The sequence below is a fragment of the Rhodococcus sp. RDE2 genome, from assembly GCF_020885655.1.
Lineage (GTDB): Bacteria > Actinomycetota > Actinomycetes > Mycobacteriales > Mycobacteriaceae > Rhodococcus > Rhodococcus pyridinivorans.
The window spans coordinates 4,909,689-4,924,037 of sequence record NZ_AP025186.1; the positions used below are offsets into that span (position 1 = coordinate 4,909,689).

Below are 14,349 nucleotides of genomic sequence, written 5' to 3' on the forward strand. Positions count from 1 at the left end.
CCTGAACCCCCTGGCGGCACCGGCCGGACGCACCCATCCGACGAACCTCATCCGCTCTCGCTCGAACCATCCGGGCAGAGGCCGTGAAGTACCAGTAAGGAGGCTCCGCGATGCCTGTGGCGCTGTGCGCGATGTCGCACTCCCCCCTGATGGGACGCAACGACCCCGATCAAGAAGTCATCGACGCCGTCGACGCCGCCTTCGACCACGCGCGCCGATTCATCGCCGATTTCGCCCCAGATCTGATCGTGATCTTCGCCCCCGACCACTACAACGGGGTCTTCTACGACCTGCTGCCACCGTTCTGCATCGGAGCCGGCGCGCAGTCCGTCGGCGACTATGGCACCGAAGCCGGCCCCCTCGACGTCGACCGCGACGCCGCCCGCACTATTACGCGCGAAGTACTGGACAGCGGTATCGACGCCGCGTTCTCCGAACGCATGCACGTCGACCACGGTTTCGCCCAGGCTCTACAACTACTCGTCGGATCGATCATCGCAGTACCGACCGTGCCGATCTTCATCAACTCCGTCGCCGAACCCCTCGGCCCCGTCAGCCGAGTTCGGCTGCTCGGCGAAGCTGTCGGACGAGCAGCCAACAAACTGGACGAACGCGTCCTGTTCGTCGGATCCGGAGGGCTCTCCCACGACCCACCGATTCCGCAGTTCACCAGCTCGCCTGAGCAGGTGCGCGAACGGTTGATCGACGGCCGCAATCCGAGCGACGCCGAACGCAAGGCCCGCGAACAACGCGTCATCACCGCAGGTCGAGACTTCGCTGCCGGTACCGCCACCATTCAGCCGTTGAACCCCCACTGGGACCAGCATCTTCTCGAGATTCTGGCATCCGGCGAACTCGAACAAATCGACACGTGGACCAATGACTGGTTCGTCGAGCAGGCCGGCCACTCGTCCCATGAGGTGCGCACCTGGATCGCCGCCTACGCCGCGCTCCACGCCAACGGCCCCTACCAGGTCACCTCGAGCTTTTACCGCGCAATCCCGGAGTGGATAGCAGGATTCGCAATCACGACAGCCCTCACCCTCTCCTCGAACCACACGAAATGACCGGCACCTGAACCCACGGAAAAGGTTCCTGTCGTTGCTCGACAAATCCGACTGAGCGCGACCATCACCGCACCGCCGCGGCTATCAAGCAGTGCACTACTGCAGGCTCGCGGGCTTTCTGCCATGCCGAGCCCTTGTTCTGAGTACATCCCCCGACATACGGTTCAACAATGAACACCACTGCGAAACAAGGCTATTGATTTCGAATTGCAGTTACCGGAGCTCGAGTGCATCGATAATCTTGCGGCCCTCGTCATCGGTGAAGTGCTTCCGCACCGCCGCGGCCAGCACATCCGGATCCGCTCCCAGGCGCTTGAGTGCCTGAGCCACCTTGTCCACCGGCTCGAGCTTGCTCGCAGGTTCTTTCGGCTGCGGCGCCTCAGGCTCGCGGGTTGCGGGGGTTGGCGATGAGCTGATCGACCGGAACATCGTCGAGCAGTTGGCCTTCGAGAGGCTCGATCGTCGTCTTCGTCTTTGTGGGTGCGGGGTGCGCTTGCGGTCGACCGGGGAGTTGTCGCCGACTGCTCCGACGAGGGAGGCGAAGTTCGCGCGCCCACCCTTGGGCGGCATCAGCGACCACCGTCCGCGAGCTCGAGGCTGAGCTTGTAGAAATCCTCCCGTGCCTGCAACGAGACGCGGTTGGCTTCGTATTCGGTGACGACGCGGCCTTCGGCGGCGGCACGGGTGTGGACCTTGTAGTGCCGCAACACCGTTCGGGCGAGGGACCATCCGTTGGCCTGGACGAACTCGCAGGTCTGTTCGAGGTCGACCTTGCCGTCGCGGGGATCCCAATTGTTCACCACGACAATGAATTTCTTGCCGAGCGGTTCGATGACGTGCTTGATCGTGCGCGCGGTGGGATCGAGACACAGCGGCTCGGGTTCGATCGGAACGATGACCAGATCGGCGACCTCGAGCACCGCGCGCAACGCGTCGGCGGAACTACCGGTGCCGAGGACATCGGTGCCGTCGTCGGCACCGGACAGGTCGATCCAGCCCGGGGTGTCGACATAGACGTGCTTGATGCCGGGCAACTTGTCGAGATTACGTAGCACGTCGAGGTTGTCGTGGACCTGGTCGATCATAAACGGCAGTTCCTCGACACGTGAGGCCCACCAGACTGCGGAGCCCTGGGGGTCGACGGAGATCGCGGCGACCGGGGACTGAACATCGTCGTCGTCACCGCCGGCGAGTTGATCTTCTTCTCCCCGGCTTGCGCAGCACCGCTACTCCGAACGACGACTGTCGCCGCCATATGCAGTACGCACTCACCCTCCGGTTACACCGGGGATGGCCCTGCTGCCCGACAACCCGCCGACATGGGTGAGATAGGCGCCGGTCCGCAACCCTGACTCCGCGTCAGGGTTGCGCACATTGCCTAGGCTGCGCGACCGAACCGACGTTCGTAGTCCTCGCGTTCACGCGAGGCACGCGCCTGCGCCTTCGCACCGAGCAGATCAGGATCGAGACCGTGTTGCTGAAGTCGATGACGTTGCCAGATGCTCATCAACGCCACAGAAAAGTACGTCCAGGGCAAGAGCAGCAACATCATCATGGAGACGGGAATCCATACCGGTCCCGGGATCAGCAGGAACAACAGCAGCAGCGGGATGACCGGTACATTCCACCTGAGAAGATAGCGGCGCACGCCGCCCGGCCCCAGGATGTCGTTACGGACCCAGTCCTGCATCTGCGGAGGCAGGGGGCGGCCAACCACATAGGCCAGGCGCTGAATTACGGTAGGTCGTGTGCGAAGTGGGGTCGTCACAGCGTTCCCTTCGTTGTATCCGGTGGCTCGGATGGATCTCGGGACGGACGTCGATCCGAACTGGTTATTGCATGTGCTGCAGCATCATTGAGAAGGGTCAGTGCCCGATGCAGTTCCTGGAGCTCCGCCGGCGAAACACCGAGCTTCTCGACCACGGCGACCGGGACTTTCTGGGCTTCGTTCCGCAGGGCTCGACCTTGGGCAGTGAGATCGATGACCAGTTGACGTTCGTCTACACGACTGCGCGAACGAGTTATCAGCTGTGAGGTTTCGAGGCGCTTCAACAAAGGCGAGAGCGTGGGCGAGTCCAGAGCCAGCGCTTCGCCGATCGCCTTGACCGACATCGGAGCTTTCTCCCACAGCGCCAACATCACCAGGTATTGCGGGTGAGTGAGGCCTAGAGGCTCGAGGATAGGCCGGTAGACAGCCAGGACGGCCCGGTTGGCAACGGCAAGCGCGAAGCAGACCTGCCGGTCCAACGCCAGGAGGTCGTCGTTCCCGATCGAAGCGAGGTCACCTGTGGTCACAGGACGAGCATACCGGACTCAGTCGTGCATGAACGAATCGTGTGCGAGTAATCTTCGAGATGTGCATCACCGGCACGACCCGCGATGCACGTCGATATCCGAACAAGTGCGCCTCGCACCTGCGCACCCACTCCGATCCCTCGAAGTGTCGCGAATACCGAACCCAGCGGCGCCACGCGCATCACCGGCCAGATACTTCATCAGTTCCCATTGGGTCGCGCGGCGACGAACTCTGCCTGGCCTGCGGTTCGGCACGATGCGGCGCCTCACGATCGACGGCCGGCATTCCGGACGGCGACGAGTCGGGAAACGGTGGGTCCCGTCCGGGGGGCAGACCACCACCGCCACCGGCTGTGCATCGATCCGGTACATCGATGATGCGCACGTCACTGGACCTCGGGTACATCTCGCACGTAGGTCCGCCACTGCAGAGGAGGCCGATGCGCCTTACTTGTAAGGTTGTTCGTCGATCCACTTCTGCAGGCTGTACCCCAGCGAAGCCAACGACTTATCGAGAGTGGTCAACACCTCACCGGGGGATGCGGGAGACCTCACTCCCTCGCGCAGGACGGCGAGCACCACGGACTGCACCGCACCCCCGACAGCAGCCGGCACCACCGCCGCCGGACGCGTACCGATACGGGACGCAACGAACGTCGAGACGACCTCGGACCACACCAACCACCGTTGAGCACCCTCGGCCTGCAATTCCGGTGAGGCGTCGAGGATCCGAATCTGGGCGGTCCAGACGCCCTCGTCGTCGAGTCGGGCCGCTACCGTATCGATCACCCCGGCCCGGATCGCCTCCATGACCGGCACCTCGTCGTCAACCGTGCCGAAGGAGCGTTGGAGGTCGCGGGTACTTTCCTCGAAAGGAAACCACACGAGTGCCGCTTTGCTGGAGAAGTACCGGAAGAAGGTGGTCTTGCTGATCCCCGCGGCCGCAACGATATCCATGATCGACGTCTCCGCATAGCCTCGTTCGAGGAACAGTTCGAACGCGGCGACCTCGACCTGCGCGCGAGACGACACCTGAGGACGTCCACGTCTGCCGGTAGCCATCGCATTCCCCCCTCTTTTCGACCCGAGACTTGATTTTGGGTACTCGGTACCGTAAATATAGGCGACGCGCGATGCGACCGATAAACATGATCTTGCAACACCACCACGATCCGTCACCCCCTGTAGGCGGACCGTGGTTCCCGGTCGGTGAACCGACCCCGTCCCGGATGCCCTGCCTGTCCCCCCTCCAACGGGCAGGGCATCCGGGAACTTCCACACCGACCCGTGTAGGGCGGGTTGTGTCCTATCCGTTCGATTGAGGGGCCCGCCATGTCCCATCGATGCCGTTCGTCGGCGTTTGCTTGCGGGACAGCCGGTACGCCGATCGCTCCCACCGTCGGAGCGCTCTCCCTTATCGGAATCCTCTTTACGCTTTCCCACGAACGAGGGCAGTGCCGCTCACAGAGACCGATTCGGGAGTCCGACTGCTCGTTCGGCGCGGGGCATGATCGACTTGATTTTCGGAACCGGGTAGCATAATTATAGTTGAATACTCGATTACCGCTGCTGTCGTCCGAGCTGGACCGCCCGGACGATCACTTCCGGCACGTAGATGGCAGGTCTGATCGCGATCGGCAAGCCCGTTCTCCCGACGGGACGCCTCGGCTCCACCGAACGACATACGACCAAGGAAGACCGTTCTCTGATGATTTCCAGCCTCGTAATCCAGCCTCTGGCTCGCGCAATCGCAGTCGTACTGATCGTCGCCGATACCGCCCTCGCCACCCGAGTGCCGGCCCTGCCCGACTGGGATGAAGACGGCTCCGCCGCCCGGAGCTGACGTCGCAGGGACATCACCCGCACAACGCTGTGCCGCTTCCGGCGATCACCGACACGCCAACGCACCGAACCGGCACCGAGATGACCGAGACCACATCATGAAGCGTTGACGGCCTCATACCGTCGCGCGGCGAGCAGGACCGAGCACGGCGACATTGCCGGGTGCCGCAGCCGCCGGCAGGTCGAGGACCGTCGACGTACGCAAGCGATGCAGCAGGAACGCTGTCCCGAGCCGGCTGCGCCCGAATCCCTCGAACGGGTTGAAACCGAGTGTCGCAGTGATGGTATCGATCCTGCTCTGAAGCGTGCTGTGGTGGATGTTGAGCAGTCGCGCCGCTTCCCGAACGGACTGCGCAGCGACGACGGCATCGATCGTCTCCATCCCCCAGGCGTAGTGTGCGATGGCCTCGACACGGTCGGCGTCGCTGTGCGGAGCGTGCTCATCGGCGTCGGCAAGCAGTTCGATCAGACCCCCGTAGGAGTCGGCCACAACCTGGGGTTCCTTCGGGGTTCGGCACAGGCGCAGAGCGACCATCGCGGTCCGGAACGACCGATCCAACGAGTCCGGCGGCGTGGCTGTTCCGATACCGCACGGCGAAGCGCCGAACGGCGGGTACCGCTCCGGCACAACGATGGCGTGGACCGGACCGAACGGGGTGGCGATCACGTCCTCCGGGCCGGCGGGATGATTGCGCCACACCGCGAACAGCGGTGCCACAACGAGGCGATACAGGCCCGTTGCCGACAATCCGAGCGCACTCGCCGCGGTCAAGCGCTCGTCGGGAATGCTCTCGCGACCGGTGAGTATGCCGAGGTGGCGGCGATTGTCGATCTCCCGGGCTCCATGCCCGTTCCGGATCCGCACAGCCAGTGCCAAGCGCTCGAGGATGAGTGCGTCGTTCGGCCCAGCAGCACCGTCGCGTTCGAGCCAGACGTCGATGCCGTCCTCCGACGCCACGTGCAGATTCGAAGGATCTGTCGGCGATTGACCCTGCACTGCTTCTCCTTTCGGAGTGACTCGTAGAGTCCGCGGCGGGACGCTCTGCCGGAACCCTGCAGTACAACCGGCCAGCGCGGCAGCGGTTGCGAGCAGGGCACGGGTGTTGACGTTGCCGACGATCAACTCGTCGAAGCACGCGATGACACGCAGACCCAAACTGGCGCTGGGATCGAGGCGGGCGATCCGTCCGAGTAGCTCTTGCATATTCGTTCCTGCCCTCAGTCCGCAAGGATTTTCTCGACCCAGGTGTTGCGGGTCCGGATCATGGACCGGCCCACGCTGGTGTGCGGGGCGAAAATGTCGCACGCGTGAAAGGCGCCGGACCATACGTGCAACTCGGCATCGCCACCGGCTTGCCAGATCCTGTTGGCATAGTCGATCGCCTCGTCCCGGAAGATCTCGGCCGCACCGACGTCGATGAAGGCCGGCGGCAATCCGCGCAGATTCTGCGCGCGGGCCGGGGCTGCATACGGCGAGACAAGGTCGGTGCCCCGCTGCTCACCCAGCAGGGCGGTCCAGCCGGTTTCGTTGCTGATCCGGTCCCACACACCGATACCGTCGAACTGCTCGATCGAAGCGTTCGTGCACCGGTCGTCGAGCATCGGATAGTCGAGTACCTGCCCACACAACCGGGGACCACCGCGGTCCCGCGCAGCCAGCGCGAGACCGGCTGCCAGTCCGCCACCGGAGCTGGCACCTGCGACCAGGATCCGGTCCGCCCGCACGTCCAGATCGGTGACATGCGCAGCCAACCACTCCAGGGCGGCATACATGTCCTCACGCGGGTAGGGGTCGGGATACTCAGGGGCCAAACGATATTCGACCGTGACAAGAACCGCCCCCAGTTCGGTCACCCAGTCCAGCACCAGGTCCAGGCCGCTGAACATGTCTCCGAACATCAATCCTCCGGAGTGCGCGTACAGCACCGCAGGACGGGGCCCGCTGAAGTCCCGGGAACGAAGCACCGCAGCGTTGACGGCAGCGCCATCACCCCCGGGGAAGGTCACGTCGTTCACCGCGATCCGTCGGCGGTCGAATTCCTCGTCCATCGGAGGGGACGCATAGGACGTACGCATGAACTCGATCAGGTCCGCACTGATGGTCGGAGGGAACATACCGCCTACCACAGCCAATCCCGCCTTGAGTTCGGCATCGAATGGTGGACGGGGCACGGCTCGGGCCATCGTCACCTCCTCGAAGACTCGCATCGAGGATACGGCGGCCGCTCGACCGAGGGACCCGCCATTCGGCGGGGAAACAGAGCGAAACTGCGCCGCTGCGTCGGTTGAGACACCCATCACACTCTTGTGAAACTTGGAGCAGCGTCACTGTCGACCGAACGAGAGGAACAACCCCCATGTCCGATACCCAACGCGTCGTCGACTCAGCCCGCGAAGTCATCCACACCACGGTGAACAGCGGTGCCGTGCCCGGAGTAGTAGCGGGCATGACGAACGACCAGGAAACCCTGTTCATCGAGTCCGCTGGGGTACGGTCTGTCGACAACGATCAACCGATGACCGATGACACCGTCTTCAGCATCTTCTCGACCACCAAAGCCCTCACCGGCACCGTGGCGCTGCAACTCGTGGAATCCGGTGATCTCGACCTGGATTCCCCGGCCGAGGAGTACGCGCCCGCGATCGGCGAACTCCAGGTCATCGAGGGCTTCGACTCGAACGGCGAGCCGATGCTGCGAGCACCGAAGACCGACATCACGACCCGCCAACTACTGCTGCACACCGCCGGCTTCGGATACGACTTCTTCAACGAGACGTACAACCGCCTCGCCGAGAACCACGGTCAGCCCAGCATCGTCACCGCCACCAAGGACGCGCTCGAGACACCGCTGCTGTTCGATCCCGGCACCCAGTGGGAGTACGGCTCGAATATCGACTGGGCAGGCCAGGTGATCGAAGGCATCGTCGGCACCCGCCTCGGCGAGGCGCTGAAGACACGAGTCCTCGACCCCCTCGGCATGACATCGACGTCCTTCACTCCGTCCGACGACATGCGCGCGCGTCTGGCGACCATGCACCAGCGCACCGACGACGGACTCCAGGCCACCGATTTCGTCATCCCCACCCCGCCCGAGGTCGACATGGGTGGGCACGGACTGTTCTCCACCGTCGGTGACTACCTCGCCTTCATCCGGATGTGGCTCAACGACGGCGAGGCAGACGACGGCACCGTCATCCTCCGCCCCGACACCGTCGAGTGGGCGACCAGAAACGACCTCGGCGACCTGACCGTGAAGATGCTTCCGGGTGTCATCAGGTCTCTGTCGAACGACGCCGAGTTCTTCCCTGGCCAGCGCAAGGGCTGGTGCTACACGTTCATGACCAACGAAACCGAAGCACCCACGGGCCGTCCCGCAGGCTCTCTCGCCTGGGCAGGCCTGGCCAACCTCTACTACTGGATCGACCGGCACAACAAGATCGGAGGCTACTGGGCGACGCAGATCTTCCCGTTCGCCGACCCCAGCTCGCTCGGTGGTTACCTCGACATGGAGACCGCCGTCTACCGAGCCCTTTCCTGACCCCGGTTCCATCCCGGGCCGCGGCACCGGACATCGACCTCGATCCGTTGACCGCTCGCGTAACCGGCGCGCTCGCCGAACAGCCACACGACGACATCAACGAGATCGGGTGAAATCCCCACCCGACGCACGGACACCACACCGCTGCGGGTGTCGAAACACCCGCAGCGGTGTGGTGTTGCCACGCTGTTCGAGGTCTGGGTGCAACAGGTCGAGCGCGAACACCGTCTCCCACGGGCTTGCCGCGAGGGCCGCACCTTCCGACAGTCACCGCTACCGCACGCAAGGCCATAGGACGACTCTCGGATCACGCATTCTGCGCGATCACACGTGGATGCCGAACGTGTCGATCTTGCGGTAGAGAGACGACCTTGCGATCCCCAGCAATTTCGCGGCGGCGACACGATTGCCACCGCTGTCCCGTAGCGCAGCCACTATGGCATCGCGCTCGACTCTTTCCATTGCCGTCATCGTCCGGCGAGGCGCGGAGCTGAGCGCTGGAGGCAGATCAGCTACTGCGATCGTTCCCGCGGGCTTGGCGCGAAGTACGTGATTGAGAGTGCCGACCAGTTCACGGACGTTGCCGGGCCAGTGGTACTTCTTCAGGGTTCGCATCGTGTCGTCGCTGAAAGCGGTTTCGCGGTGAGGTGCAAGGTGCATTCGGATGATGTCCGGGATGTCATCGGGGTGATGACGCAATGCGAGGACCTCGACGGTGGCGATGAAATGCTCGGCGAGAGCAGAATCCTGAAGTGCTTCCCCATCAGTAGATGTGGTCGCGACGATCCACCGAGCGGGGTATCGGTGCTGGTCGGCGGATATGAGGTCGGCAAAGAGCTCATCGGTGCTCGCGTCGAGTCGGTCGATGCGACGAAGGACGATCGTGGTCGCCGCGGAGTCGAGCGCAGTGCGCAATTCCTCGTGAGCGGACTTTTCAGCAGAGCAATCCACGACGACAATCGGGGCCTGCGGATTCTTGTACAGGTGCATGCCCCGAACGAGAGTGAGTTTGCCGCTTCCTGGTTCACCTTTGAGGATCACGTTGGCATCTGTCGCGGCGAGGGACGTCAACTCCCCTCGACACCGGTTCCATTGGAGCGAAGACCCCGCCACCCCCGGAAACACGGGAACCGTGCGCCGGGGTTGCATGATCTTCGTGGGACACGATGTCGCCTCGACTTCGAAGACGATGCCGGCGATGTCGCCGCCATGTTCGACGAGAGTGCGCTTGACGGTGATGCTACCTCCGGACGGAAGGCGCAGGTCGAACTGGGCAACTCGTGACGGATCGAGCATCGACTGTGCTTCCTCGCGGAGAAAAGCCTCGTCGATCGGGTCGAGAAGGCGCGAGCCGATCTCGTTCGACATGAAAACACCGCAACTGAGTGAGTACACCGCCGTCTGCCGGCGCCGACAGGCGACGAGGAACTCGCCGAGCACGAGCTGTTGCTTGATCGATCCCGTGGCGCGAAGAGCCGACTCGATATCACGAGCCGCTCCAAGGGCGAGCTGGCGCATCAACGGGTTCGATGTGTGGGTCAAGCCTGTGATGTCGATCAGTCCTTCGACACGGCCGGTGGTGGGGTTGTGAATGGGCGCGCCGGCACAGGTGAAATACTGGATCGATTCGTGATAGTGCTGAGCGCCGTCGACGTAGACGGCCATCCCGGTCTCGAGGGCTGTGCCCACTCCATTGGTACCGACGAGCTCTTCGGCGTAGGTGAACCCGGGAGCGAAGTACACCTTGTCCAGCTTCGCGGCGAGGACGGGATCATTGTCCCGCCGGACCAGCACACGCGCATGCTCGTCACTCAACGCGACACTGAGGGACATGTCGGACAGGTCGTCATGGAGCCGATCGAGGATCGGCAGGGCGCATCGCACCAGTCGTCGGCGAAGATCGAGGTCTTCGACGTACTGCAGCTGTGGAAGGTGCGAGCCGTCCGGGATGACACCCGCCTGACGTGAGCGTCGCCATGACTGTGCGATGAGGGGTGAGACGTCCTCGGAGGGGGAACCGGCGAGGTCATGGAGATGCCGGGCGGTGGTCACGCGGCGCCGGCGGTTATCACTGTCCATCACATTTCCTTGCAGGTCGCAGTACTGCCATCCCCCTCAATGTGCCGCACGTCACATTCTATGGATGTCCCAGAATAGGACATCGATCTGCCGTCTCCAACGGCAGTAGCGGGGCGGGTACGGCCACCCCGCCGGCCGGGGATCGGCACTCGCGGTCCGCACCGCGCCTACTCCTCGGACCACCGACTGCCGCGATCCGGGGTGCACACCACCATCAGGAGACTGACGTCAGGTCGTCGACGGCGACCGGATCACCGGGCTCGGCTTCACCCCGCAGGGGAAGCCGAGCCCGTTCCATCACCTGCCCCGCCCTACGCATAGAGGTCGACATCGCCGGCAACCGCGCAAGAATCTCGATGTTCTCTGCCGCCACGACCGCCGGCGGGCACACTCACTACCGTCCCGCCCACGTGGACCGTTGTCGTGGCGGCACCGCTTCAGACCTCGATCGCGAGAAGATCCGCAAGGTGGCGGTCGATCTGCGGCATGTAGGTCGGAGCGACAGCGAACAGGCCCAAATGCCCGAGCACATCTTCGACCACGCGCAGTTCACTGCCCTTGATCAGTTCCTGCTCGGCAGCACAGTCGCGGACCGGGAACAACTGGTCTTCGTCGATGGGAATCACGAAGGTCTTGGCGGTGATCCGTCCGAGTGCAGCGGCCAGGTCTCCCCCGGTATGCCGAGAGACGTCGCCGCGTTGCCAGGCCCAGGATTGAGTGAGGAGTGCGTTGGGATCCATCGCCGTGAAGTAGGGCTCGAGGAATCCGGTCAGGAACGCGTCCAGGGATTCGAACTCCATTGCTCGCCATACTTCTTGCTTCCAGAACTCGGTCGAGAATCCGAGCACTCCCCAGATGTGAGCCTGCCTGGTGAGGCCGTCGACGACCTGCGTATGCGAGGTGTATTCGCCGCCGTTCCAGCCCGGATCCGACAGGATCGCTTCGCGCATGATCTCCGCGATCAAGAAATCACCGGGAGTGTTGCGTGCCGTACCGGCAATCGGTGCGGCGCGCAGAACCTTGTCAGGGAACCTCACCGCCCATTCGTAGGTCTGTTGAGCTCCCATGGAGCCTCCCGTCACCAACGCGAGGCGTTCGATACCGAAATGCTCCCGGAGCAGCCGCTCCTGGGCCACGACATTGTCCCCGATCCGAACACGAGGGAAGTTCGACATGGCGATCTCTGCGTTGACGCCGGTGGCGTTGTGGGGAGACGTCGACAGACCGTTGCCGATCTGATCCACGCAGACGATGAAATACTTGCTCGGGTCGAGAGCATGGTCAGGACCGATATATGCGTCGCGCCAGATCTGGTGGGTCCCCGAGTACCAGGTGGGGATGAGGATTGCGTTGTCCTTGGCTTCGTTCAGCGTTCCGAACGTTGCCACTGCGAGCCGGCAGTCCGGGATCGACCCACCCTCCTCGAGGTCGAGGGCTCCGATGCCGATCAGGTCGTAATCACCGTGGAAGTCGTGCGTGTAGTACGGGTTGTCGATCATCGAGATCGTCCTCCTGAGCTATGAGAAAGCGGTAGCAGCGCGTGCTCACCCGATGACATGTGCGTACGCCGCGGTGAGACGAGCAGTGGTCGACCGCAGGGGTCGGATATCCGAGAAGGTCAGCTCAGCTGGAATCCCTTGTAGCCGGCCGCGGCGGCCGCGAGAGTGAGTTCTCGATAGGTGCCGACCCCGCCGGTGTAGGACAGCACGCGGCGCGGTTTTCCGGGAACGTTCGCGCCGTTGTACCAGGAATTGGTCTTCGAGATCAGCGTGGCATTCGCGGTTTCGTCGTGGTGGGCGACCCATTCGCCCTCACCCTCGACGGTCGGTTCGATGACGGTGTACCCGTGCTCACGCATGTGCCGGATGCACTCGGTGATCCATTCGGTCTGTTGCTGCAGACAGGTGGTCATGTTGCACAGAGCCGCGGAGGGGGCGAGTGGGGCACCGGTGGTCAGCATGTTGGGATAGCCGTGCACCATCAGGCCCATCGTCGTGCGGATGTCACGCGACCAGTCGCTCGTGAGCGATCGGTCCTCACGTCCACGGATGTCGATTCGTGTCAGCGCGCCGGATCCCGCATCGAATCCCGTGGCCAGGATGATGACGTCGACTTCGTGCAGCGTGCCGTCGTCCAACAGGATCCCTTCCGGGACGATTCGGCTGATCGGATTGGTGCGCACCCCCACTGCTTCGACATTCGGACGGTGGTAGACCTCGAGATAATTGGTTTCCAGCGGTACCCGGTGTGTACCGAAGCCGTAGTCGGTCGGAATCAACAGTTCACACAGCTTCGGATCCTTCAGTCGCGCACGCATCTTCTCTCACACGAACTCGGACACCTGCTCACTGACCTCTTCATCGGAGAACACCTCCGCGAAAGAAGCGAGCCAGAGCTTGAGTGAACCGTTGTCATAGATCTCTTCGAGCCTTTTCCGCCGTTGCTCGGGAGTCAGGTCGACCCATGCATGCTCGAAGTCGTACTCGAAGCCACTGAACGTATGCGGCAACGTCGCGCGAAGTTCCTCGAAGCGCTCCTTGTACGCGGCAACATCCCGGTCGTCGTAGGACGGATTCTTCATCGGCAGGGCGTACTGCGGTGTACGGATGAACACCTTCAGATGTTCGACCTTGTCGGCGATGGTCTGGATGACCTGGATCCCGGTGGCGCCGACACCGATCACTGCAACTTTCTTGCCCGCGACATCGGCGCCCTCCTTCGGCCATCGAGAGGTGTGGAAGATCGGGCCGGCGAAGCTTTCCTGACCCTCGAACACCGACGACATCGGTGCCGACAGCATGCCGGCGCAGGTGATCAGGAACTGGGTGGCAATCGTGTCCCCGCGATCGGTGCGCACGATCCATCGCTTCGAGTCCTCGACGTAATGCGCACTGGTGATCGTCGTCGAGAATTGGATGTCGCGACGCAGATCGAGACTGTCGGTCACATAATGCAACCACTGCTCGATCTCGGGTTGGCCGGGGAAACGCTGACTCCAGCTCCAGTTCTTGTACAGCTCATCGGAAAACAGGTACTGGTAGATGTAGGCCTCCGAATCGAATCGAGCACCCGGATAACGATTCCAGTACCAGGTGCCGCCGACGTCGGAGGCGGTATCGAAGGCGCGCACCCGCAGCCCCAGCTCGCGAAGCTGATGCAGCTGATACAGGCCGGCGACTCCCGCACCGATGATCAACGCGTCCAGCTCGAGTGACACCTCGGTATCAGCAAGTCCGACCGCAGAGGAAGAGTGAGGCGACATGTCCTAGCCTTTCTGTAGTTCAGGTCACGTGGAAGCCATCATCGTGATGTGCGCCTCACTCAGCTGTCCCATCTTCGGACACTTCCCGGCTTCGCAGACACGGATATCACCGAGTCCGGCGCCTCTCGCACCGCCAGCACCCCAGCAGAACCGATCTACAACTCGGGGGATGTTTTCGACGACGCGGTGGGCAACCTTCGACACAGAGTCCTGCAATATATCCGGAATATACTGTTACGCAATCATTTCTGCCACCAGTCCAGTT

Annotated in this window: 11 protein-coding genes and 2 pseudogenes; 3 read left to right on the top strand and 10 right to left on the bottom strand. The window is 63.1% G+C overall.

Annotated elements, in window-relative coordinates:
- The first annotated feature begins 110 nt into the window (after positions 1-110).
- A complete protein-coding gene (locus LPH33_RS22870; RefSeq protein ID WP_229566218.1) occupies positions 111-1,067 on the top strand; it encodes a 3-carboxyethylcatechol 2,3-dioxygenase in 957 nt (318 codons plus the stop codon).
- A 213-nt stretch (positions 1,068-1,280) separates the two neighbouring features.
- Here LPH33_RS22870 and LPH33_RS22875 read toward each other — a convergent pair whose 3' ends face one another.
- From LPH33_RS22875 to LPH33_RS22895, 5 genes and pseudogenes are all read right to left on the bottom strand, one after another.
- Positions 1,281-1,637 carry a hypothetical protein gene (locus LPH33_RS22875; RefSeq protein ID WP_228044730.1) on the bottom strand — a complete coding sequence of 119 codons (357 nt, stop codon included), beginning with the start codon at positions 1,635-1,637 and terminating at the stop codon, positions 1,281-1,283.
- Positions 1,637-2,266, bottom strand: a pseudogene (locus LPH33_RS22880) (ParA family protein); the annotation flags it as partial. The gene LPH33_RS22875 and the pseudogene LPH33_RS22880, both read right to left, overlap by 1 nt.
- 179 nt (positions 2,267-2,445) lie before the next feature.
- Positions 2,446-2,835 (bottom strand): DUF5313 family protein, encoded by a 390-nt coding sequence (locus tag LPH33_RS22885; RefSeq protein ID WP_024102225.1) that lies wholly within the window; start codon positions 2,833-2,835, stop codon positions 2,446-2,448.
- Positions 2,832-3,362 carry a MarR family winged helix-turn-helix transcriptional regulator gene (locus LPH33_RS22890; protein ID WP_138844732.1) on the bottom strand — a complete coding sequence of 177 codons (531 nt, stop codon included), beginning with the start codon at positions 3,360-3,362 and terminating at the stop codon, positions 2,832-2,834. The genes LPH33_RS22885 and LPH33_RS22890 overlap by 4 nt, the downstream gene beginning before the upstream one ends.
- Positions 3,363-3,809: 447 nt before the next feature.
- Positions 3,810-4,424 carry a TetR family transcriptional regulator gene (locus tag LPH33_RS22895; protein WP_060654621.1) on the bottom strand — a complete coding sequence of 205 codons (615 nt, stop codon included), beginning with the start codon at positions 4,422-4,424 and terminating at the stop codon, positions 3,810-3,812.
- A gap of 553 nt (positions 4,425-4,977) precedes the next feature.
- Here LPH33_RS22895 and LPH33_RS22900 point away from each other — a divergent pair.
- Positions 4,978-5,205 carry a hypothetical protein gene (locus LPH33_RS22900; RefSeq protein WP_229566221.1) on the top strand — a complete coding sequence of 76 codons (228 nt, stop codon included), beginning with the start codon at positions 4,978-4,980 and terminating at the stop codon, positions 5,203-5,205.
- Between the two features lie 114 nt (positions 5,206-5,319).
- Here LPH33_RS22900 and LPH33_RS22905 read toward each other — a convergent pair whose 3' ends face one another.
- Positions 5,320-6,408 carry a helix-turn-helix domain-containing protein gene (locus tag LPH33_RS22905; protein ID WP_229566222.1) on the bottom strand — a complete coding sequence of 363 codons (1,089 nt, stop codon included), beginning with the start codon at positions 6,406-6,408 and terminating at the stop codon, positions 5,320-5,322.
- A gap of 14 nt (positions 6,409-6,422) precedes the next feature.
- Positions 6,423-7,502, bottom strand: a complete 1,080-nt coding sequence (locus LPH33_RS22910) for an alpha/beta hydrolase fold domain-containing protein (RefSeq protein ID WP_420714463.1) — start codon at positions 7,500-7,502, stop codon at positions 6,423-6,425.
- Between the two features lie 59 nt (positions 7,503-7,561).
- Here LPH33_RS22910 and LPH33_RS22915 point away from each other — a divergent pair, with 59 nt between their 5' ends.
- Positions 7,562-8,743 carry a serine hydrolase domain-containing protein gene (locus tag LPH33_RS22915; protein ID WP_006553291.1) on the top strand — a complete coding sequence of 394 codons (1,182 nt, stop codon included), beginning with the start codon at positions 7,562-7,564 and terminating at the stop codon, positions 8,741-8,743.
- A 324-nt stretch (positions 8,744-9,067) separates the two neighbouring features.
- Here LPH33_RS22915 and LPH33_RS22920 read toward each other — a convergent pair whose 3' ends face one another.
- The 3 genes and pseudogenes from LPH33_RS22920 to LPH33_RS22930 form a co-directional block, all read right to left on the bottom strand.
- Positions 9,068-10,822, bottom strand: a complete 1,755-nt coding sequence (locus LPH33_RS22920) for a sigma-54-dependent Fis family transcriptional regulator (RefSeq protein ID WP_024102231.1) — start codon at positions 10,820-10,822, stop codon at positions 9,068-9,070.
- A 437-nt stretch (positions 10,823-11,259) separates the two neighbouring features.
- On the bottom strand, positions 11,260-12,321 hold the full coding sequence (locus LPH33_RS22925; protein WP_024102233.1) for an alpha/beta fold hydrolase: 1,062 nt from the start codon (positions 12,319-12,321) through the stop codon (positions 11,260-11,262).
- A gap of 119 nt (positions 12,322-12,440) precedes the next feature.
- Positions 12,441-14,084: pseudogene (locus LPH33_RS22930) on the bottom strand (flavin-containing monooxygenase).
- Positions 14,085-14,349 lie beyond the last annotated feature (265 nt).